Raw genomic sequence first — 22,733 nt, forward strand, 5'->3', positions numbered from 1 at the left:
CCGGAGAATGCCCTGTGAACGACAGTCGTAAGTCCTGGGTGGGAGCAGGTAAATGAGCGGCCCCATACCACCACCTCCACCGCCACCTCCGAACGGACCTTTCCCGCCGTCGCCGAACGAGTACCCGCCTGCAGGCCAGCCATGGCCGCAACGGCAACCGACCGAGCCTTATGGCCAATGGCCGCCGGTCCCCCCACACAAGCCACGCAACGGTTGGAAGTGGGGACTTGCGGCTGTAGCGGTGGTGGCTGTGATCGGCGTGAGTGTGGCGGTCACCGTTTGGGCGACAGGGAGAAAGGATGCCGGTGACAAACCTGGCGACCTACCTAACCATTCGAGCACCTTTGCGGGTGCAATTAAGAGCGCTACCGACACAGGCCCAGTCACCGTCATCACTGAGGATCCCACGTGCGACCCTCAGCGGCCGATCCTGAATATGCGGGCGGCGCAGCAGGAAAACGGGTGGGATAAACGCGACCCCTCAATTCCTGCAGAAGCGTGGACGAGCGAGATGCGGGCGCAGTATGAAGCGGTCGGAGAATCGATGCGGGTATCAGCTGATCAGCTCGTACCGATCGCGAAGATGACACCTCATCGTGTAATGCGGGAGCTTTATGAGCAACTGATTGCTTACTCCCGGGCCTACGCCGATAGTATTCCGAATTACACAGAAGAAGATGACAATCTCGCGCGAGCAGCTATTGCAACTGCGAGTGTTATTGCAAACATATGCAGCGCAATAGAATATGGATCGGCAGGTGCTCGGGGACCCCTAGTCCCGCCATTAAGTCCTCCACAAGATGTTGCACCTGTTGCCGATCCCGGGAACCCGGAGCGGTTTCTTCCGGCGGAAAACCAGGTATGCAGAGAGTGGGAGGACACATGGAAGCAGTTCCACGAGGAAAGCCGAGAGTGGGCAACGACTGATCCGAGCCTTTCTGCAAGCGAATGGGGCCCAGAACAGAAAGCGATCAACGACGATGTAGCGTCGATTATGACGGCCTTAGCCGACAAACTTCAAGAAATGGGAGAGCGCAGTGGAAACCCCGTCTTGAGAGATTTCGCAAATTTATCGGCGCAGTACCGCAGAGCGTACGTTCAAGCGTTGCCTACATACACTCCCGAAGATCGGTTCCTTGCGACGACTTCACTTCGTTTAGGCGGCATAGTTAGCGCCGCCTGCCGAGCAGTTGCTGGATAGCAAGTGAAGAATCCAATACACCAAGAGGTGATTGGGCGAAATATTGTTCCTCCACCTATACAACCCGATGATAGCCCATTCGGAGGCCAGACGGTCGTCAGTGCTGGCTGGGTTCACTTAAACGAAAATATAGTGGCCAGTACTGCGGCGGCTTTTAAAGATTTTGCGAACAATCTTCGAAGTAATGTCGTGCCTGGGCTTCGTGCTCAGCGTGATAATTTGCAAGAAAATTGGCCGGGGATAGCATCGCAAGCCGCACTTAGCGTGGCAGACGAAATTATCCAGGGGCACTTGGCTAACGCAGACGAGGCAGATGCTGCTGCAGAAAAACTTTCGACGATCGAACGGGTAGTCGCTGAAACGAAACAACTACTCAATCAGGAGGCCCAGGCAGTAGAGGATAGCTGTCGACAAGAGGGGGCAGATACACTGAAAGAGGTGGCAGAGGGCCTCGACAATAACATTCGAACAATTGATGAAAGGACAGCAGAACTTCGGGCACTGCTAGGTCTGCCACCGCTGAATAGTGGTAGGCGTCCCACAAGAGAAGAAACCGGGTACGAAAAGCCTAGATTTCTACGTGACGAAAATGCAGTAGGCTCGAATCCAGAAGGAGGGCAAGAAACCGACCAATTCCCGAGCACGGAGACTCGTCAGCCAGAGCGGCAGACTCCGCCTCCTCCCCGGCGGGATGATGTAGATATCGAGCTGCCTTCCGACCAGAGCCAAGCTCCTACAACCGGCCCCCAGCTGAGCGCTCCTGCAAAGGCCCACGAGACCGAGGCTACGCCAGCCAACGAAGCGCCCCCACTCGTCCTTCCTGGACCAGCACCCATTCGGCCAGAAAGTCCCGCGGGAGGTGGCTCGCCATCTGTATCTCCGCCGATTCGCCCATCCGCTTCAGCCCCGTCTGGTAGCCTTTCGCCGGCAGGCACACCCTCTTTGGGCGGCACGTCCGGTTCGGCGGGAAGTTCATCGTCGGGTAGTTCATCTGGCGGTAGTTCGACGTGGAGTCCGCTCAGTTCCGGTTCGGAGAGCACGGCTTCATCGGACCAGCCGGCCGCCGCTCGTACGGGCGCGCAACCCGGCGTAGGTAATCCGGCTGCGGGCATTCCGCCGCAGACGCCGTTGGATGCTGCGGTGAGGGCGGCGAGTGCGGCCCAGGTTCCGTTGACACCGATTCAACCGTTGGAGCCGCCGGCGCCGGCCCAGGCGCCACCGACGAATCCCGCTGCCGCCGCACCGGCGACACCGAACACTCTGCCGCCTGGTGCGGCCGCCGGACCTGTTGGCGCTGGCGCGGGCCCCGCACCGGCCGCACCGATGACCGGCACGGGCGGTGGGATGGGCGGCAGCAGCCCAATGCCGTTGGGGCCGGCGCCGACTCCGCCGCCGGCAGCTCCCGTGCCGCCACCCGCTCCGCCGCCAGCGCCGACCGCTCCGCCCGCGGCAGCAGCATCAGGTGGTGCGGCGGTCGCCCCGGTCCCGGTGACAAACACCCGCGCTCAGCGCGACGCCATCGCCGGCGCCGCCAAGGCCGGCGCGTTGCGCCGCATGCAGGGTGGGCACGATCCGTTGCGGCTGGCCCGGCAGATCGCCGCCGCGCTCAACGCTCCGCCGTCCATCCCCCCGGTGCAGTGGAACTTCATGTGGGCCACCGGGGTGACCGCCGACGGCGGCATTGTGGTTGCCAACAGTTATGGCTTGGCGTTCATCCCGGACGGGGTGAATCTGCCCGAGCAGGTGAAGATGGTGACTGCCGACGAATCGGTCCCGCCGACCGAGCGGGCCAGGTGGGCGTCATACCCCTACCTGGCATTGCAAGGATGGGCACAGCACACCGGCGCCACGTTGCAGGCGGTTATCGGCACCGACGAACAACTCCGTGGAATCGACCCCGGTGCGCGCAAGGTGCTCATCGACGAGGCCGACATTCCACAAAACGGGACCATGCAGGGCCGCAGCCGGCTGGAAGTGATCTCGCCGGAAGCGGCCGCGCGCCTGGCGGCGATGAGTGACGCCACCTTGCCCGACCTGCTTCCTCCGTCGCCGGTGGATGACACCCCGCCCGAGGACCGGTCCAAGAAGTTGTGGTTCGACATGATCAAACCGCTGATGCGTTCGGGCTCGGGCCGCGAAGCCGACCACCTCAAGGGGTTTGTCGCCTATGCCGATCACCGTCAGGAGTTGGCCCTGCACCGCGCCCATACGGCCTCGGACGCACAGGTCTTGCGGGAGGCGATCGCAGACTGGGTGTACTGGCAGCACGTGAGCGTGTTGACCACCGATGCGCTGGCCGAGTTCGCCACCGCCACCTGACCTAGAGGATGAGTCGACCGAGAGCGGTCCGGTCGGCGACATGGGTGGAAACGTAGCCGACCGCAACACTCAGAAGGGACCGTATGCCGGACGGAACGGACGCCGATCACAACACACCCGACATCGAATATCTGCCGGGTGGAGCGGTCCGGATGCGCACGGTTTCAGATCGGGAACTCGCTCACCGGATGGCAGTTGCCGAATACGCGGCCATGCCCTGGGCGTGGGTCGTCTTCGGCATTGTCCTCATCCTCATGCCCCCGTTGATCATTGTCACCGAGATGGAGCCAGAAGCGCCCTTCTTTACCACCGAACTCCTCGGCGGCCTGGTCGTCGGTGTCCTGGTATTCGCTTTCGTCGTGGTAGGGGCGATATACCGGGCTAATCCCGACTACTGGCGGTTCGGCAGATTGCCGGTAGGAACCACGGTCTATTGCGACGTCACACCGGACTGGATCGGAATCGGTTGGGCCGATCGGTACACCGCGTTGGCCCGTTCGCAGGTCGACCGCGTCAGAGAACACAGGTCAATCCTGGTGATCATCGCACGTGGACAGAAGATCCTCGTCCCGCGGGAACTGATGCCGGCAGACGCTGCGAAGGATGTGAAATCCGGGTCGACGCGGCGTGATCGGTTTGGTGCCACGGCGGTGCACGTCAACACACCTCCTCCGAGACCCCCTCTGGCGACAGGCCTGAGTTCCGACCGGGACCAGGTGATCCGAACCCACGCGACTGCCGATCGCACGCTGGCGGACCGACTCGCCAGGGCCGCGCGACGGTCTTCGGCGGTGCGAAAGGTGGCGCGGCTTCTGATGATTTTTCCGGTGGCCGCCGTCGTCGCGCTGTTCCTCGATGACGAGCGATCTCTCTGTTCTTCGATGTTCCTGCCGTTGATGATGATGGGGATCGCAGGCTACGGCCTCCTCGGCTATTACGCGTTCTATGGTGCGCGAGCACATCTGCGCAGGTTGGTTCCGGAGGAATCGCCGTTGTCGGCTGAATTCGGGCCAACCTGGGTCAGCGTGCAATTGGGCGGCTACTTCGAAGCCGTCGGCGCTCCTCGTATCACCAAGATGGAGCCAAGCGATTCTGCAGTGGTGATGACGATCCAGGGGCCGATCGGGCGTCTCGACCCCCGGCTCTCCTCGGAAGGTCTGCTGATACCAACGGAACTGCTACCCCACTCTGTCGAGGATCTGCTGAATCGCTACGTCTGACAGACTTGTCCGGCGTTGGATCCTCGTCGGGATGAGCGCCCATGTAGCTACTGGAGAGGAGCCACTGCCGGCATTCTCCAGCGGCTGTGGTTCGTGTGACCGCTACCGGCTACTCCAAAGCCATCATGATCAGCGTGTCATTGCCATCCGCGATATCGCGTGATCCCGGCGAAATTGGTGCATCAGCACCCACACGCACGTTGTTACCCGAGTTGGGCCAATTTAGTGCGCATCGCGGCTGTGGATGTTGGTGAGCGCGTCGCTTACCGCAGTGGGCAGCAATAATTTGTCGTCTGCCATGAGCTTGGGACCAGTGTGACCTGATTTTTGCCAGGAGGATGGGACCACCTGGATTGCCAGTTATGGGACCACCGGCGCGTCGCGTCGGTGGTCTCTTCGTTTGTTCGTTCGATCGTCGTGACAGCTCTAGTCACGGAGGCAGCGGGCATGGCTTTTCGGGAGGTCAATGTGAACGAGATCAGGGAAGTACTGCGGTTGTGGCTGGGGGTGGCCGGGTTACCGGCGCCAGGCCTGCGCACGATCGCCGCGCATTGCGGCCTGGACCGCAAAACGGTGCGCCGCTATGTGCAGGCCGCGCATGCTGCCGGTCTGCGCCGAGACGACGACGCCAGCGTGATCGATGACGGGTTGATCGGGGCGGTCGCCGAGGCGGTGCGCCCGGTGCGCCCGCATGGTCATGGTGCGGCGTGGGAACAGTTGTTGGCGTTCGAGGGACAGATCAGGGCGTGGGTGGCCGGCGACGGTGAACAGCGGCCGTTGACGATCACCAAGATCCACACGTTGCTGGCCCGGCAGGGGTGTGTGGTGCCGTATCGAACGTTGCACCGATTCGCCAGTGAGCGTTGTGGTTTCGGCCGCAAGGGCACCACGGTACGGGTTGCTGATGGTGATCCCGGCGTGGAGTGCCAGATCGATTTCGGCTACCTGGGAATGCTCACCGACGCCACGGACGGTCGGCGCCGCAAGGTGCATGCGTTGATCTTCACCGCCGTCTACTCCCGGCACATGTTCGTCTGGCTGACGTACTCGCAGACCCTGGCGGCGGTGATCGCCGGATGTCAGGCGGCGTGGGCGTTTTTCGGTGGGGTGTTCGCAGTGCTGATCCCCGACAATTTGAAACCGGTGATCGCTTCTGCTGATGCGCTCAACCCGCAGTTCACCCGTGGGTGGCTGGACTACGCCGGTCATGGCGGATTCCTCACCGACCCGGCCAGGGTGCGGTCCCCGAAGGATAAGCCGCGGGTGGAACGCGTGGTGCAGTATGTGCGCCGAAACTTCTGGGACGGTGAAACATTCAGCAGTCTCGACGAAGCTCAGCACGTCGCGACCGTGTGGTGTGAGCGCACCGCCGGGACCCGCATCCACGGCACCACCTGCGCGCGTCCGCTGGAGGTGTTCACCGCCGAAGAACAGCCGCTACTGCTGGCGATGCCGGGGGTCTATGACGTGCCGGTGTTCAAAGCGGTCAAGGTGCACCGTGATTTCCACGCCGAGGTCGCCAAAGCGCTGTACTCGCTGCCCGAGTGTTGGATCGGCACCACGTTGGACGTGCGTGCCGATGGGGAGTTGGTGAAGTTCTATCACCGCGGCACGCGGGGGTGTCAGATGGTCTGTGTAAGTCCTGACGGAAGGATCTCAGGGCATGGCGACAGGCAAGGACGCGGATTTGGCATTGGGTGAGGTGGGGTCCACCGTGGAGATGGCCGAGGCGCTTCGGGTGTCGGGCGTGGTGGACGATTTGCTGGCTCAGGTCGATTCCGGCGAGGTTGCGTTGACCGGTGAGGGGGGCTTGCTGCCCGGGCTGATCAAGCTGGCTCTGGAGCGTGGGCTGGCTGCGGAGCTGACCGATCATCTGGGCTATGAGAAGGGCGACCCGGTGGGGCGGGCGCTGCCCAATGCCCGCAATGGCACTTCGGCGAAGACGGTGCAGACCGAGGCCGGCCCGGTGCCGTTGGATGTGCCGCGTGATCGTGACGGCTCGTTCACTCCGCGGCTGGTGCCCAAGGGCGCCCGTCGCCTCGGCGGGCTCGATGACATGATCATTTCGCTGTACGCCGGTGGAATAACCCTGCGTGACATACAGTTTCACCTTGCGTCGACGATCGGGACCGACGTTTCGCACGAGACGATCTCCAAGATCGTCGACGAGATCTTGCGAGGAGGTCCTGGCCTGGCAGCGCCGGCCGCTGGACCCGATCTACCCGGTGATATACCTCGACGCGATCGTCGTCAAGGTCAAAGACGGCGGCCACACCCGCAACAAGGCCGCTCACATCGCCGTGGGCGTCGATATGGCCGGGATCAAGCACGTCCTGGGCATCTGGGTCCAGCAGAACGAAGGAGCGGCGTTTTGGGCCTCGGTGTGTGCCGATCTGGCCAACCGCGGCATCCGCGACGTGCTGATCGTATGCTGCGACGGGTTGACCGGCTTCCCCGAGGCGATCGCGGCCACCTGGTCGCAGGCCGCCGTTCAGACCTGTGTGGTGCATCTGATCCGCAACGCGCTGCGGTTCGTGCCCTACAGCGACCGCAAGGCCGTGGCCGCAGCACTCAGACCGATCTACACCGCGGCCAACGCCGAAGCGGCCCGTGCCGAACTCGACGCGTTCACCGCATCGGAGTTAGGCAAGAAAAATCCCACGGTGACACGGGTTTTCGATCGATCGTGGGAACAGTTCACGCCGTTTTTGGCGTTTCCGCCCGAGTTGCGCCGGGTGATCTACACGACCAACTCGATCGAATCGCTGAACTACCAGTTACGCAAGGTCACCAAGACCCGCGGCCAGTTCCCCAACGATGCCGCCGTGGTGAAACTGCTGTGGCTGGCCATCTGCAACATCGAGGATAAACGCGCCGCCGAACGGGCCAAGGAACGCAGCCAAAAACGTTGCCGAACAGCTCCCGGACGCCTCGTGGAAGGACAAGTGGTCACCAACTGGAAGAAAGCACTCGAACAACTCTCGCTGGTCTACCCAGACCGCATCGAGCCGTATCTGTAACACCGACGATCGACAGGAAACCAAACAAGCGACTTACACAGAAAACTTGACACGCTCCGGCACGCTGGTGAAAGTCCATCCCCGCCAGCCGGCCGGGGGCCGCAGCACCGACCGTGGGGATCTGCCCGAACACAAGGCCGGCTACGCGTTGCGCGACCTGGCAGCGTTGATCGCGGCGTGCGCGGCGCACGGGCCCAATATCGGGATCTATGCCGAACGCATCCTCGATGACCCGCTGCCCTGGACCCGGATGCGCACCGTCTACCGCCTGCTGGGCCTGGTGCGCCGCTACGGCGCACAGCGCGTCGAGGCGGCCTGCTCACTGTCACTGGACCTCGATGTGGTCTCGGTCACCAAGATCGCCTCCATGCTGGAACGCGCCACCGAAACCTGCGCACCGGCACTACCGCGGGCAGTCGGACAGGAAGCCACCCGGTTCTCCCGTGACCCATCCGAATTCAGCTCCACCCCAACACCATTGACCGTGATATCCCACTCCGAGTCCGAGGAGACCCGCTGACATGACCACCTCCACCAACCGCAAGCCCGCTGAGCCGGTCGGCGCTGACCTGCTGCGACTGCTCAAAACCCTTAAACTCGGCGCCTTGGCCGACACCCTGCCCGAACGCGCCGCACTGGCCCGCCAACACAAACTCAGCCACATCGGGTTCCTCGAAACACTGCTGGCCGACGAGGTGTCACGACGCGAATCCCGGTCCGCGGCACTGAGGGCGGTCAAAGCTGGGCTCGACCCGACAATGCGTTTCGACAGCTGGAATGCGCTCGACGACCTACGCTATGACCGCACCCTGCTCGGCGATCTGACCTCGCTACGGTTCCTCGACGCCGGGCAATCGGCGATCATCCTCGGACCCGTCGGCGTCGGCAAAACACATCTGGCAACAGCACTGGGGCACATGGCCATTCGCCGACGCCATAGTGTCATGTTCGGTCGCGCCGATAAACTGTTCACTCGGCTACGCGCCGCCCGCCTCGACAACACCGTCGACGCCGAGATCCGCCGACTGGCCGCCGTCGACGTCCTCATCATCGACGACTTCGCGCTACGGCCCCTCGACGCCACCAAGACCAGCGACTTCTACGAAATTGTGGTGGAACGCCACCGGACCAAGACAACCATCGCAACCTCCAACCGCGAGCCGGCCGAATGGCTGACCATGACCGCCGACACCCTGCTGGCCCAATCAGCCATCGACCGACTGACCTCCACCGCCCACACCCTGGTCATCGAAGGACCGTCCTACCGCCAACGCACCCGCGACCAACTTGACCCAGGCCACCCCGACCAGCATCCTCAATAACGCGCCACGGTGGTCCCATCCTCGTGGCAATCAGGTGGTCCCATCCCCCTGGCAAGCGACAATAATTGTTGCTTAAGCAGGTGCCATTGGTCAGGTAACATTCGACGTGATCATTGGCGGGTCTTTGACAGCAGAGCGACGCTCGTTGCCATGGCGTTGGCCGCCAGGACGTGGGTAACTGACGAGGGGACAGAGGATGGCTATCCCTGAACTGAAGGTCAATGAGAGCGCGCTGCACTGGGATCCGGCGGAGGTCATGGTGCCGTCTGTTCCGGCAATACCGGCTGGGGAAGACCCCATGAGTCAGGTGGTCGCCGAAGCTCTGCCCGGCGTCGCTGCGAAGGTAACCGAGATGGTTGCCGCGACGCGTGCCCAAGAAGCGGAATTCGCCGCGAATGTAGCAGCCGCCAAGCAGGCCTATCAGCGCACTGATGATACTGCCGATCAGGAGCTGAAGAGTGCTGCAGACGCGGTCTATGTGCCGGGGGCGCTATGAGTGGTTCAGTCGGGGATACGTACGGATCAACCGGACAGAACGGCGCTATCGGTTCCCTTTTGGGAGTGCCCGTGCAGATGGCAGGAGCTGCGGGGTCCGCACCGCAAACTGTATTGCAGGCAGGTCAAGGCGCGCATCAACAAATTGGGCAATTCGCTGGAACTATCGGGGAGAGCCTCTCCGCTAATGCCCTAGAGCGTGCGGATCCTACCGAGCAAGACTCAGGGCTAGGGTTCCTTCCTGAACCGACGAACCAACCGATAGGAGAGCCGGTGTCGGACAAGGATGCCATTTCCGCGGAGGAAAACCGTGGCCGCCGCCCACAGTCGGATGGGCAACATGAGACGTCGGATAGTCGTGCCGAGGGGCCGGAACAGGTGACTCGCGATTCCGCCCTGGTTGACCTGTGACGCGGGGTTTTTCTGCGGTTGGAGGGGCCCGCCGATGAGCGGACCAACACCACCCAATGGTCCAATCCACCCACCACCACCTGGGGGTCGCCCGGGACCGCCGCAGCCGTGGCCACAGTATCCGCACGGACAGTGGTCGACACCGCCACCGAAGCGAGGCAACGGCTGGAAGTGGGTAGTCGGCGCGGTCGCATTGCTAGCTGCTGTGGGAGTGACGGCCGCGGTCACCCTATCGGTCGCGGGTGGCGACGAGGTCGTTGGCGATGAGCCATCACGTGCTGCCCCAAACCAAGCCCATACTTCGAATACACGCATTGCCAGTGCCGACGATACGGGTCCGATAACCGTCATTACCGACGAACCATCGTGCGCTCCGGTCCGGCCGATACTCGAAACTCGCGCCCACGCGCAGCGTAACGGGTGGGATCGTCGGGATCCGGCGGTACCTGCAACCGAGTGGACGCCGGATGTACGGGAGCAATTCGAGGCGGTGGGAGAGTCAATGAGGGTATCCGCTGACCAGCTTGTGCCGATAGCAGAGATGACCCCGCATCGCGTCATGCGCGAACTATACGAACAATTAATAGCGTATTCACGGGCTTATGCAGACGCTATACCCACCTACGTGGCTGTTGACAACAACCTCGCCGTCGTGGCTAACAGTATCTCTGAAGCGATATCGAGCATCTGTGCCGCAATTGATTTCAAATCTGCAGCGGCACGTGCGCCGTTAGTGCCACCACTATCCCCCCCTGACCAGGTGCCTCCGTTGGGTGATTTGTCTCAACCGCAACGATACCTCACAGAACCGAATCCAGTGTGCGAGGACTGGGCTTCTGCTCTAGCCGCCTATCAGAGCGAGATAAAGCCGTGGACGGTGACATCACCAGACATTCCTGCTGGCCAGTGGTCCAATGAGCAGAAACGCCTCACCGATGACGTCATACCTGTGATGCAAGACTTCGCGCGCGAAGTTAACTCGCTCGGTGAGGAAAGCGGCAATGGAACTCTGAGGGACGTGGCTCAACTGTCCGCACAATACCGAAATGCGTATGTTGCTGCATTGCCCACCTATGTGCCAGCAGATAAGTATCTCTTGATGGCGTCGAACTATTTGGTCGGTGTAGTCAACGCAGCCTGTCGAGCAGTTGCGGAATAGATTATGACGAATCCGATTGCCTTGCGGACAGTTCCGCAAGATGTTTGGTCGGTCGCCACGATTCAGCCTGACGACAGCGAATACGGAAGTCAGACAGTAACGGGCAACAGCTGGGTGAACGCCGATGAACAAGCGATCGCTGAGACCGCAAATAGTTTTCAACAATTTGCGGACGATATCCGCAACAATGTGATTCCTGCGCTTCAGAACCAGCGAGACGTGCTAAATAGCAATTGGGAGGGTGGTGCCGCAGCAGCGGCGATAGCGACGGCAGATAAGATTATCGCTTCTCATAGTGCCACAGCTGCCGAGGCTGATGCCGTTGCACGCAGGCTGCGCAAAATTGAGAAAACTATAGCTGATACGAAAAAACTTCTAAATCAAAAAGCTAAGGAAGTTCAGGGCGAGTGCCTTCTGGCTGATGCAGAGACATCCGCGCTCGTTCGAGCCGGCCGCAACGATAACTTGCAGACAATATCTCGAAAATCGGAAGAACTAGCCGCGGAATTCGGTATCGAGGTTAAGTCTGACGCGTCGACGGAATCAGCGACTGACACTGGCGATGGAACGCCTGTATCCGCGGAGTCGGATAAGGCATCAGCCGAAGGCCAGCCTTCGGAGTTCAGCTCAGATACTGTCAGCTTGTGGTCACCGCCGACGCCGCCGGGAGACTCGCCGACGGATGGTCACCCGCACGAATACCAGGCGGAACAAGAAGGTTTATGGACGAACCCGCAATTGCCGCCGCCCGAAAACGAGCCCGCAAATGGTGGTGTAGAGCAACCGATTGGTAACGGCTCGCAACCGGAGGTATATGAAGCGGCGACAACTAGCCCGCCAGCGGCGACGACGCCCACGATGGCTGTCCCGGGTGCGCCCGGCCAAGCGGGTTTTTCGACCCCGGTGCCCCACCACGCAACCCCGCCCGCGTCTTCCCGCGGACCCTCCAGCGGTGTTTCTCCGGCCGGTGGCGGCCTAGGTTCGTCCGGCTCGTCCGGAAGTCCCTCATCGGGCGGCTCAACGAGCACCGGTTCGTCGTTGGGTTCCTTTGGTTCTGGCTCGGAAAGCTCCTCTGCCGTCGATCCGGCCGCCGCGCAAGCAGGACAGGCCGCTGCAACGAACCCCGCCGCTGCGCCCCCGCCGACACCACTGGAAGCGGCTGTTCGCGCCGCCAGCGCTGCGCAGGTTCCGATCGCTCCTCCGGTGCAGCCGTTGGAGGCGCCCGCTCCGGCTCAGCCGGCACCGGCGAATCCGGCTGCCGCTGCGACACCGGCCTCGCCGAACACACCGCCCACCGGGGCCGCCGGCCCGGTCGGCGCCGGAGGGGCAGCTCCAGCGACCCCCATGCCGGGTACCGGCGGTGCAGCCGGTGGCAGCCCAATGCCGTTGGTGCCGGCGCCCACTCCGCCGCCGGCCGCACCGGTACCGCCGGCCGCCCCGGGTCCCGCCCCTGTGGCTCCGCCCGCTGCGGCGGCAACCGGTGCCGCCGGTGTCGCCGCAGCTCCGGTACCGGTCACCAATGCTCGGGCGCAGCGCGACGCCGTCGCCGGGGCAGCGACCGCAGGCGCGTTACGTCGCCTCCAGGGCGGACATGACCCGCTGCGGCTGGCGCGGCAGATCGGTGCGGCACTGAACGCGCCGCCGTCCATCCCGGAGGCACAGTGGGGCTTCCTATGGGCGACCGGGGTCACCGTCGACGGCACCATCGTGGTGGCCAACAGCTACGGGCTGGCGTTCATCCCGGACGGGGTCAATCTGCCCGAGCAGGTGAAGATGGCCACCGCCGACGAATCGATCCCCCCAACCGAGCGCGCGAAGTGGGCGACCTACCCGTTCCTGGCGTTGCAGGGGTGGGCACAGCACACCGGCGCCACGTTGCAGGCCGTGGTCGGCACCGACGAGCAGCTGCGCGGGATCGACCCGGGCGCGCGCAAGGTGTTGATCGATGAGGCGGACATTCCTCAGAACGGCACGATGCAGGGCCGTAGCCGGCTCGAAGTCATCGCTCCGGAGTCTGCCGCCCGCCTCACCGCGATGAGCGATGCCATGCTGCCCGACCTGCTGCCGCCGCCTCCCGTGGACGCCACTGCGCCCGAAGACAAGTCCGATCAACTCTGGTTCGACACGATGAAACCGTTGATGGGCGCGGGAGAAGGCCGAGAACTCGCCCATCTCAAGAGCTTCATCGCCTATACCGAACACCGGCAGGAATTGGCGTTACACCGTGCCCACACCGCGATCGACGCGCAGAGCCTGCGCGAGGCGATCGCCGACTGGGTGTACTGGCAGCACCTGAGCGTGCTGATGGCGGACGCACTGGCAGAATCCGCCAGCACCTGAGTCCGAAGAGGCCGAACCCCGATGGTCGTACTGCGGCGATTCTCGATCACGATACTGGCCATCGCCTTCCTCGTGTGCTTCGGCTGGGCGGTGCACGCGTTTCGCAACGGCCACCACGTCACGATGATCGTCGCCCTGGCGTTGGCCGCCCTGTGGTTTCCTGCGCTGATCGCCTGGGTCATCAAGCCGAAGGTGAAACCCCGAGCAGCGGCTGATCACAACGGCACGGTGATCCGAATCGACTGGCGGGTCGATGCGGGCCTGTACGTATGTCTGACGGCGGGAACCCTCGCGTTCGGCAGCTTTTCGATTCTCGGAGTAACGGGGCGATTGAACATCCCGCTTCCGGAGGATATCGGACGGCACTATGCCGCAATATTTTTCTTGCCCGCGGTGGTCTGTCTGGTACTGCTGCTGCGGATGGTGTACTGCCGGGGAGCCGGCTATGTCCGATTGACGCCGGACGGCTTCACCTTCGTAGAGTCCTTCCGCATCAGAAGCGGTGACTGGTCGGACGTTGTACACATCACCGACGAAGCGCTCGAATACCCGGGCGCGCGAAGCCCAATCGCCGTCGTGACGGCAGACCGCCAGATGCACGTATTGAAGGAGTCGGCGTGGTTCACGCCCGGGGGCCGCGCGCTTCTTGAGCTGATGCGCTTCTACTGGCAGCATCCGCAGGCTCGTCTTGAGCTCACCGACGATCGGGCTCTGGCGCGTTTGGAGCAACTGCATCTGGAGCTCGGCCCGGGGGTTCAGGCGGCGCATGAGAACCCGCCGCCCCCTGGGTGATCGCTCTGATGTCAGCTTCCCGCCGCAAAGACAATCTAGTGCGGTTCGGGGCGTGTACTCGTTGCTAGGCTTTGCATAACGACGAGCGAAAGAGCGCGCATGTCCAGAATGCTAGACGCATACTCGACTCTCAACTGGGGTAAGAGCGTCGTCGAGCACCCGATGAGCGCCAAGGACCATACCGGATGGGGGATAGCCGGTACTGGCGCTGATTTCGTCACACTCATGCAGGGCATGACCGAAGCGGGTAGCGGCCTCGACCAAGGAAGACTCGCCAAGGCGGCCGCCACCCCCATCATTCGAGCAGCGCTCTTGGCGATGATGGTGATGAGCAATACCTGTGGAGTCGGTACCCCGGAGAAGGGAGACCGATTCGAAGAAGGGGCACAAGCTTTCGAGGCTGCAGGCGAGGCCCTCGGTGCGACGAAGTCGCCCGAGAGTTGGCAGGGTAAGGCGTCAAACACCTACACCGACAGGAATGACGAGCAGCGTGCGCGTGCTGAGCGCATGGCCGCCATCGATCGAACTGTGAAGGAAATCCTCGACGCGGAGGCCCATCAAGTCGATGTGGCGCGCAAGATGCTGGACCGGTGTCAGACGGTCTTGAGCCTATCTATCCCAGCCGCGATTGCCGCGAAGGCGATTCCGTTCAAAGGCCCGGCCATTTCCACCGCCATCGAGGTGGCAGCGGTTGCCGGAACTGCACCGCTGGCAAGCCTGCGATACAACGAGCTCACACGGGCCGTGATCCGCAACGCTGCGCGCATGACACAAGCTGCCGGCGAGTACAGCAGCGTTGCGTCGGCGGCGAACCCGTCCTGATCAACCGGTCAAGGACCCAAGAGAGAGGAAGCAGCGTGGGCGGCAACCTGGAAGTCGCGGCCTCGGATCTGACCGGTTTGGCCGGTGGGCAGCGTGATGTCGCAACCACATTGGGATCAGCAGAAGCCGCAACCGACGGGGTGACGGGCAAAGTCCTCCAGACCCACGGCATTGTGTGCGCGCCGACAATAGCCGCACTCGGTGCCGCCCAAATGTCACGCAGTAACGCGGCCAAGGCGATGGAGCGGATCTCCAACGACCTCGCCGAGAAACTGGACACGGCGGCTGCGGAATATACGCGCACGGATCAGCAGGGCCAGCAGACTCTCGATGGGGAGATGCGCCCAGGCTGACGCCGCTGCAGCGCTCACCTCGTCACTGCAGTATTTGTCCGAGATCGTCCGACATCTCAGTCACCAACGCGTCGATCCGTTCACGGTCGGCTTCAATCGACGACATGGCCGACGCAGTCGCCTTCTGCAGCGCCTCGTTCAGTCGCTGCTCGACGGTCGCTGCACCCAGTCGCAGCAGCCCGTCCTCGATACGGATGTCAGCCAACTGCTGGTGACCATCGAGGATGACCTCGACGGACTCGGATTCGTCAGTGCCGGTGAAGGTTTGGGTGTTCATCTTGTGCAGCTGGTCATCCATGATCGACTGCAGCTGCTCGCCGTGCCGCAACACCGCGGCGACCTGGGGATGCAACTCCTCCGTCACTTGGATTCTTTACCTTCCTGCGATTCCTTACGCCGCCGGTTGCCGATGATCCCTTCGGTCCACGGTCGATCTTCTTTGTACAGATCCTCATCGGGTGACAGATTCGCGTCGCGCCGCTTCTCTTTGCCTTGATTCTGTCCACCGCCGGCGCCCATGGGCATGCCGCCCATGCCGCCCATCATGCCCATGCCGCCGCCTGCCATCGGCCCACCGACCGGTGCTGCGCCGGCGCGCCCCGCAGCCGGTGACGCCGCGACGGTCTCGGCGGTCACTGCCGGCTGCAACGGCTGAGGTGCCCCGCCCCCGGCTCCGCCTCCCGCTCCGCCGCCGGCACCTCCACCGGCAGCGGGCTTGACGCTCGGATCGGTAGGCATCTTGGGCATCTCGGGTTTGCCACCCGGCGCGCCGCCGGGAAGCCCGCCTGGCATTCCACCGCCGGGTGCGCCGCCGCCGGATGGGGCGCCACCACCCGGAGACCCACCGCCCGCCGGCGCGCCGCCGCCCTGTTCGGCCGCGGCGGTAACCGGCTCTGGCGAGGCCGGCACGGGAGGTTCGGGTGCTACCGGAGAACCCATCGGGTCCACCGACCCTGTCGGACCCCCGCCCCCGCCAGGTGCACCCCCGCCCGGCGCACCGCCCCCGCCAGGTGCGCCCTCCTGGATGTACTTGGCTTTGAGATCGGCATCTCTGCTGTACCTGCCGCGGGGATCGCCGTTTGTGGTGACGGGAGGAACCATCGCTGCACCCGTGGGGGGTGGTGGAACTTCTATGCCGCTGAGGGCGGAGTCCTTGGCGTACTCGCTGAGGACCTCGTCCGATTTTCGTTGCAACTGGTGGTACATGTCCATCCACCTGAAGTTCTGACGGACGATGTTTTCGACCCGCTCCACTTCTTCTTCGGTCGGATGCTCTTGCACCGCCTTGCGATGCGCATCCGCGAGCTTCTCCGCGTGATCGGCCAGGTTTTCGGCGACTCCCGCCATGGCTTGCAACCACTGCCGATGTTCGGTCATCGCGTCCTGTGCAGACTCTGCACCGGTACCACCCCAGTTGACGTCGTCCAGGTTGAAAGAATTTGCGCGTTCGGACAATTGGGTGCTGTAAGCCCGCCAGTTCGCCGCGAACTCCTGCAACGACGCGGTTTGATCGGGAGCATTGATCTGCGCGGCCGCGGTCTTGACGTCGAGGTATCCGGGCGGACCGGGGCATTGCCCGATAGGCAGACCGGTTGGCTCTGGGGCGGGCGGTTCGATGTCATACCGGGGGAAAACGGGTTCCGACGGGATCGGCTCGCCGGCATCGAGGGCCGCCTTTGCCCGTGCATCGAATTCCGTATAGGCGTTCGCCGCCGCCACCAGGGACTGCGAGAGCCGTCTCGCCTCCACCTCTCCGGCGGCGATCTTCGCGCGGGTCTCCGCCGACGCCGCATAGAGTTGGCTGACCGCGATACCGGCAAGCTCCAGACCGCACGCCGGTTGCGGGTCAGTGGGCATGGGGGGCCACGGAGCAGAAATGACCGTTGCCTTCGCCTGCAATTCCGACGGTTCGACTCTGAGTTCTGTCATCAGCCCTCCAGCGCCATCTGATAGCGGCTTTCTTCTCGCGGGTTGATCAACCGGATCGGCAGCTGACGGTGTCGCGGGGTGTCGATGAAGTTGTGCCGCAGGATGACCCGGCCTATCCCGGGATGCGGCCCGAGGTAGGTGGTGGCATTCGGCCAGCTGATCTTGGCTTCCGGCCCCACCCGGGCATTGATCAGCGAGGCGAACTCCCGGAATTGCGGCAGCAGCGTCACCACCCCGCCGGCCGCGGCCGAACGGACCACGAACTGGGTGAACAACCGCGCATCGCCGAGATTGATGCTCACATCGACGTCGTCGAACGGCATGTAGACCGGGTAGCGGTCGACGGTCTCCCCGACCAGCACCCCGGCCGAACCGATCGGCAGCTCGTGATGTTTGTCGGTCACCGGGCTCAACCCCTCGAGCGCGGCGCGCTGACCACCGAACAGGCAGGAGAACCCGCGCGGCGTGGTGGGATTCGCCAGCGTCGTCAAGAGCACCGTCGAGGTCGGCGGGGCGCCCGGCCGTACCCGCAACCGGGTGATGGTGTGGTCCGCACGCGCCGACCACCACACGTCCGGGCCGCCGGGCGCGCTGTAGGCCGCGGTGAAGGTGCTGCGTCCCTTGATCGACGACCAGGTCTCCCTTTCAAAGCTGATCTCGGTGGCCCGGTCGAGGTCATCGAAACTGCGCGCACACCGGGCGTCGACGCCGTGGCTGGCCAACTGGTCGGCGATCCGGGTGGTGGACGCCACCAGATACCGCGACAACCCGGCCACCCCGACGTCGCGGCGGCGCGCCGACTTCTGGGTGCGTTCCGGATCGGCGCGCAGCACGATCCAGGTCCGCCGGTTGGCCGGCGCCGGATACGGGCCGAGCACCTGCTCATAGAGCGCCAGCAGACTGGCCGGGGCGGTCTTGCCCACCCGGTACCCGGCCGAGACGATGTCGGCCTCCAGATCGGGGCAGTGCGCGGTCAGCAACTGCTCCACCAACCGGGTGTCGAGCAGATCGTCGGTGAACGCCTTGCCGTTGACCAGCACGGTGGGGGTGAACGGGCGGGGCACCAGCTCGATCGCCGACACCAGGTGGTCGCCCTGCCAGCGCACCGCGACGTGATCGCCGGGTGCGACGGTGGCCCCCACCGCGGGCTCCGACGGCCGGGCCGGCGGCACCCGGTGGCGCCGGCGCCAGGAGAACACCGCCGCGACCCAACCGGTCAGCCGGCGGCCCCGGATGGTCAGCACCGAGGCCGGCGCGATGAACACCGCCACCACGACGCCCAGCCACAGCATCTCCAGCCGCTCGAACAGCACGACGACCGCCGGGATGAGCACCGCCGCCCAGATCCCGTGGCCGGTGCTGAACCGCATCCCGAACAGGTTTCGCAGCGACTTCATCGGCGCCTCAACGCCCGTCGGGTCAGCGCTCCGATGCCCAGCGCCAGCGCGACCGCCGCGCTCGACACCACCACCCAGGTGATCGGCCCGCGGTCCGGCGGCGGGATGAACTCCGGTTCGGGAATCTCCTTGGCGCGGTACGGAGCCGTCTCCGGCCCCTCGGGCACATCCCAGGTCAGCGCGGCCACCGGATCGATCACCCCGGCGCCGACGTAGTTGTCCACCCCGCCGCCCGGATGCCGCGCGGTCGCGGTGATCCGGTTGATCACCTGCGCCGGCGTGAGGTCCGGGTAGCGCTGCCGGATCAACGCGGCCAGCCCCGAGACATACGCCGCGGCAAAGGAAGTACCGGCGACCGGGACCAGGCCGTCCTGCCCCTGCAGCGCGTTGACCGGCTCACCTCCGTACCCCAGTGCGGTGATGTTCTCCGCCGGCGCGGCCGCACCGACCCACGGCCCGGACATCGAGAAGTTGCTCGGCTGACCGGTCGGACCGATCCCGCCGACGGTCAGCACCAGCGGCGAATACCAGGCCGGGCTGACGATCGTCTGCACCTGCTGCCAGCCGCGCGGGTCGGACGGCACTGCCGGATCGGGCGGCGGGTTCTGGGTGCAGTCCTGACCGGTGTTGCCGGCCGCCGCGATCACCACCGCGTTCTTGACGTGCACCGCGTAGTTGACGGCCGCGCCGACACCCGTCTCGTCGATCGGGCGGGTCACCTTGTAGCAGGCCGCCTCACTGATGTTGATCACCTGCGCACCGAGGTTCGCCGCGTGCACGATGGCGCGGGCCAGGCTGCGCAGCGAGCCGGCGGTCTGGGTGGTGTTCGGATTGTTCGGATCGGTGCGCGCACCGACCGGCTGGAACGCCGCCGAGGTGTGGCGCAGCGACAGGATCCGGGCATCCGGCGCCACCCCGATGAAGCCGTCGGTCGGGGCGCCGCGCCCGGCGATCACCGAAGCCGTCAGAGTGCCGTGCGCATCGCAGTCGGACATGCCGTTGCCGGCCGCGTCGACGAAATCGCCGCCCGGTTCGGCCGGCACCCGCGGTGACCCGTTCACACCGGTGTCGATGACCGCGACGGTGATCCCCGCCCCGGTGGCGAACTTGTGCGCCTCGGTCAGCCGCAGATAGTCGCTGGCCCACGGTCGGTCGGCGAAGTTGGAGTCCGGGTACACCGTCGGCGCCGCACACACCCGGCGCTGCTCCATCGGATTGTCCGGACCGGTCTCGTCGGGCGGGACCGCCGCCGGGTCGATCACCGGAGGTTCGATCGCCCCGGCGGGCGGCGCGGTCACCACGGCCAGCAGCAGCGCCGTGATCAGCACACCCAAGAGGTGCACGGTTGCTCACCCCCCTGCAGAGCGGATGCGAGGTCGATGCCGGCCGGGAATCCACGCAGCAAACTGTTGACGGCCGAACGAAGGGTACATCCTCTCACGTCGCAGCGAAGGCCTGGTCGCACCAGGAAAGAATACGACGGCTGGTCAGGGCTCGATTCCGCTTTCTTCTGCCGACGAATCCGGGACAGAAGCGAATTAGCTGGTCAGACCGTCCCATACACGGCAATGCCATCCCGGGAATGAATCGGACCGCGGTCCGGTTATAGCCGGTATGCCTGCTGTCACCGCTGATGTTCTGCAACTGCCCCGCATCACCCGGGCCACCCCCGCCGATACGGAACGGCCGGTTCGCCGGATAACAACCGGACGCCCTGGCTATGAAGGCGAGGGGTTCCCGGTGGTCCGCGCCTTCGCGGGGGTTCCCCGCGCTGACCTCGACCCGTTCGTGCACATGGATCAGATGGGCGAGGTCCAGTACCAGCCCGGCGAGCCCCGAGGCACGGACTGGCATCCGCACCGCGGCTTCGAAACCGTGACCTACATGATCGACGGCCGGTTCGCCCATCAGGACTCACACGGTGGCGGCGGCCTGATCGGTGACGGCGCCACCCAGTGGATGACCGCCGGGTCGGGCATCCTGCACATCGAGACACCGCCCGCCGAGCTGGTGCAGAGCGGTGGCCTGTTTCACGGCGTCCAGCTGTGGGTCAACCTGCCCCGCGCCGCGAAGTTCACCCTGCCGCGGTACCAGTCCATCGAAGGGACGCAGGTGGCGCTGGTGGCCGGCGCCGACGGTGGCGCGCTCGTCCGCATCATCGCCGGCGAGATCGACGGCCACCGCGGCCCGGGCGTCACCCACACGCCGATCACCATGGCCCATGCCACCGTCCAACCCGGCGCGCAGTTGAACCTGCCGTGGAACCGCGACTTCAACGCGCTGGTCTACATCCTGTCCGGCCGTGGCACCGTCGGCCCCCAGGGACACCCGATCCACCAGGGCCGGCTCGCGGTGTTCGGACCGGGTGACCGTCTCACCGTCGGTGCCGACACCACGCAGGACTCCCACCGGCCGGCTCTCGAGGTGCTGCTGCTCGGCGGCCGGCCGATCCGCGAACCGGTGGTGCAGTACGGTCCGTTCGTGATGAACACCAAGGCCGAACTGATCGAGGCGCTCGAGGACTTCCAGGCCGGGAAGTTAGGCACCATCCCGCCGGACGCGCTGCGTCCCCACCGGGCGGGTGCCTGATCACTCCCCTCCGGGGATGGTGGCGAACCCGCCCGAATCCAGCGTGCGCAGCACCTGTTCGGCGATCCAGGCCAGCACCCCCGGGTCGCGGGGCAGCGTGGCCTGCTCGTAGCCGACCAGGATGTACATCGTCAACGACGCGAACACGTGCGCCTGGCGTTCATTGCCGAGCACCTCCAGCGCGGACTCGTACATGATGTCGAACCGCTGGCGGTCGACGGCGACCTGCACCTCGTAGACGTCCGGATCGAACGAGCTCCAGACCCGGATGGCGGCCTCGGCGCCGTGTGGCAACTGCAGCGACTCCTGCACCAGCGTGCCGATGCGCCGACGTGGATCCGGTGTGTCGCGCACCGATTCGATGATGGCGGTGGTGCGTTCCCGTCTCCAGAACTCGATCAGCTCGCGGGTATAGGTGGGCCACCCGGAGAAATAGTGGTAGAAGGATCCCGTCGTCACGCCCAGCCGATTGCAGACCTCGGCGAGCTTGAGCCCGCCATATCCGAGATCGGCGAGGACGGCCAGGCCGGTTTCGAAGTAGGCCTCCCGTGTCACGCCGCTTGCCATGGATTCAGACCCTAATTCCCGGCGCGCATGATCGACACCATTCCGGGATGGCGACGGCCCGTTTCGTGTTTCGCCCGGCCCGTCACGGCACCGCGGTGACCGCCCGGAATTCAGTGTTCTGCCTGTTCGCCGGGGTGCCTGTGGCACAATTCGGTCCGTGCCGCCGAACCCTGCTCGTCGAGGTCCGGGACGTCCTCCTGCGGCGAAGGCCGAAGAAACACGCGCCCGCATAGTACGTGCCGCTCGCGAGGTCTTCAGTGAACTCGGTTACGACGCCGCGACTTTTCAGGAGATCGCCGTCCGCGCCGATCTGACCCGTCCCGCGATCAACCATTACTTCCCCAGCAAGCAGGTGCTGTATCAGGAGGTGGTTCAGCAAACCAACTCGCTGGTGGTCGCCGAGGGGATGGAACGGGCCAAACGGGAGACCACGTTGCTCGGCCGGCTGTCGGCCTTTTTCACCGCGGCGATGCAGGCCGAATCCGAGGACCGGTCGACCGCGGCATTCCTGGTGATCTCGGTGCTGGAATCGCAGCGGCACCCGGAACTGACCATCGACGAATTCGACGCGCTGAAGAATTCCCGCGCGTTTGTCACCTGGGCCGTCAACGACGCGATCGAACGCGGCGAACTGACCACCAACACCGACGTCAGCAAAATCGTGGAAATGCTCGTCGCGGTGCTGTGGGGGATGGGTTTCTACGCCGGGTACGTCGGCAGGCAGGAAGACCTGAAAACCGTCGTCGAACAGTTCGAACTGTTGTTGGCCAATAAGCTGTGGCAATTGAAGAGCTGAC

At 64.4% G+C, this 22,733-nt stretch carries 17 protein-coding genes and 3 pseudogenes; 15 read left to right on the forward strand and 5 right to left on the reverse strand.

The window, feature by feature from the left end:
* Positions 1-244 precede the first annotated feature (244 nt).
* From CKW28_RS00490 to CKW28_RS00550, 13 genes and pseudogenes are all read left to right on the forward strand, one after another.
* A complete protein-coding gene (locus tag CKW28_RS00490) occupies positions 245-1,201 on the forward strand; it encodes an ESX-1 system-associated protein (protein WP_234785017.1) in 957 nt (318 codons plus the stop codon).
* Between the two features lie 1,488 nt (positions 1,202-2,689).
* Complete coding sequence (locus CKW28_RS00500; protein ID WP_003924868.1) at positions 2,690-3,520, forward strand: EspK C-terminal domain-containing protein; 831 nt, start codon at positions 2,690-2,692, stop codon at positions 3,518-3,520.
* An 83-nt stretch (positions 3,521-3,603) separates the two neighbouring features.
* Positions 3,604-4,740, forward strand: a complete 1,137-nt coding sequence (locus CKW28_RS00505) for a hypothetical protein (RefSeq protein WP_131588017.1) — start codon at positions 3,604-3,606, stop codon at positions 4,738-4,740.
* Positions 4,741-5,187: 447 nt separating this feature from the next.
* Positions 5,188-6,411: pseudogene (gene istA, locus CKW28_RS00510) on the forward strand (IS21 family transposase); the annotation flags it as partial.
* Positions 6,404-7,760, forward strand: a pseudogene (locus tag CKW28_RS00515) (IS256 family transposase). The pseudogenes istA and CKW28_RS00515, both read left to right, overlap by 8 nt.
* Positions 7,761-7,818: 58 nt before the next feature.
* A pseudogene (locus CKW28_RS00520) lies at positions 7,819-8,280 on the forward strand (IS21 family transposase); the annotation flags it as partial.
* A gap of 1 nt (position 8,281) precedes the next feature.
* Positions 8,282-9,082: an IS21-like element helper ATPase IstB gene (gene istB / locus CKW28_RS00525; protein ID WP_003924592.1), complete on the forward strand. Its 801-nt coding sequence runs from the start codon at positions 8,282-8,284 to the stop codon at positions 9,080-9,082.
* A gap of 196 nt (positions 9,083-9,278) precedes the next feature.
* Complete coding sequence (locus CKW28_RS00530; protein WP_003924591.1) at positions 9,279-9,578, forward strand: PE domain-containing protein; 300 nt, start codon at positions 9,279-9,281, stop codon at positions 9,576-9,578.
* Positions 9,579-10,022: 444 nt separating this feature from the next.
* A complete protein-coding gene (locus CKW28_RS24540) occupies positions 10,023-11,147 on the forward strand; it encodes an ESX-1 system-associated protein (RefSeq protein WP_494337699.1) in 1,125 nt (374 codons plus the stop codon).
* 3 nt (positions 11,148-11,150) lie between these two features.
* Complete coding sequence (locus CKW28_RS23995) at positions 11,151-13,487, forward strand: EspK C-terminal domain-containing protein (RefSeq protein WP_234784975.1); 2,337 nt, start codon at positions 11,151-11,153, stop codon at positions 13,485-13,487.
* A 21-nt stretch (positions 13,488-13,508) separates the two neighbouring features.
* The gene (locus CKW28_RS00540; protein WP_003924589.1) at positions 13,509-14,279 is read left to right on the forward strand and encodes a hypothetical protein; all 771 of its coding nucleotides are present in this window, start codon (positions 13,509-13,511) and stop codon (positions 14,277-14,279) included.
* A 162-nt stretch (positions 14,280-14,441) separates the two neighbouring features.
* Positions 14,442-15,101 carry an EspA/EspE family type VII secretion system effector gene (locus CKW28_RS00545; RefSeq protein ID WP_131588013.1) on the forward strand — a complete coding sequence of 220 codons (660 nt, stop codon included), beginning with the start codon at positions 14,442-14,444 and terminating at the stop codon, positions 15,099-15,101.
* A gap of 35 nt (positions 15,102-15,136) precedes the next feature.
* On the forward strand, positions 15,137-15,454 hold the full coding sequence (locus CKW28_RS00550; protein WP_040546260.1) for an ESX-1 secretion-associated protein: 318 nt from the start codon (positions 15,137-15,139) through the stop codon (positions 15,452-15,454).
* Between the two features lie 22 nt (positions 15,455-15,476).
* On the opposite strand, the gene CKW28_RS00555 is transcribed toward CKW28_RS00550, so the two are convergent.
* The 4 genes from CKW28_RS00555 to mycP are packed head-to-tail and all read right to left on the reverse strand — an operon-like array spanning position 15,477 to position 20,123.
* The gene (locus CKW28_RS00555) at positions 15,477-15,818 is read right to left on the reverse strand and encodes a YbaB/EbfC family nucleoid-associated protein (protein WP_003924588.1); all 342 of its coding nucleotides are present in this window, start codon (positions 15,816-15,818) and stop codon (positions 15,477-15,479) included.
* On the reverse strand, positions 15,815-17,383 hold the full coding sequence (locus CKW28_RS24285; RefSeq protein ID WP_040546259.1) for a PPE domain-containing protein: 1,569 nt from the start codon (positions 17,381-17,383) through the stop codon (positions 15,815-15,817). Before CKW28_RS24285 ends, CKW28_RS00555 begins: the two co-directional genes overlap by 4 nt.
* Positions 17,383-18,780 (reverse strand): type VII secretion protein EccE, encoded by a 1,398-nt coding sequence (gene eccE, locus CKW28_RS00565; protein WP_003924585.1) that lies wholly within the window; start codon positions 18,778-18,780, stop codon positions 17,383-17,385. Before eccE ends, CKW28_RS24285 begins: the two co-directional genes overlap by 1 nt.
* Positions 18,777-20,123 carry a type VII secretion-associated serine protease mycosin gene (gene mycP, locus CKW28_RS00570; protein ID WP_040546258.1) on the reverse strand — a complete coding sequence of 449 codons (1,347 nt, stop codon included), beginning with the start codon at positions 20,121-20,123 and terminating at the stop codon, positions 18,777-18,779. Before mycP ends, eccE begins: the two co-directional genes overlap by 4 nt.
* Positions 20,124-20,394: 271 nt before the next feature.
* Here mycP and CKW28_RS00575 point away from each other — a divergent pair, with 271 nt between their 5' ends.
* Complete coding sequence (locus tag CKW28_RS00575; RefSeq protein ID WP_003924583.1) at positions 20,395-21,369, forward strand: pirin family protein; 975 nt, start codon at positions 20,395-20,397, stop codon at positions 21,367-21,369.
* On the opposite strand, the gene CKW28_RS00580 is transcribed toward CKW28_RS00575, so the two are convergent.
* Entirely contained in the window at positions 21,370-21,936 is a 567-nt protein-coding gene (locus CKW28_RS00580) for a TetR/AcrR family transcriptional regulator (protein WP_040546257.1), read from the reverse strand.
* Between the two features lie 157 nt (positions 21,937-22,093).
* Between CKW28_RS00580 and CKW28_RS00585 the strand changes: the two genes are divergently transcribed.
* On the forward strand, positions 22,094-22,732 hold the full coding sequence (locus tag CKW28_RS00585; protein WP_040546256.1) for a TetR/AcrR family transcriptional regulator: 639 nt from the start codon (positions 22,094-22,096) through the stop codon (positions 22,730-22,732).
* The last annotated feature ends 1 nt before the right edge of the window (position 22,733 follow it).

The organism is Mycolicibacterium thermoresistibile, assembly GCF_900187065.1.
Lineage (GTDB): Bacteria > Actinomycetota > Actinomycetes > Mycobacteriales > Mycobacteriaceae > Mycobacterium > Mycobacterium thermoresistibile.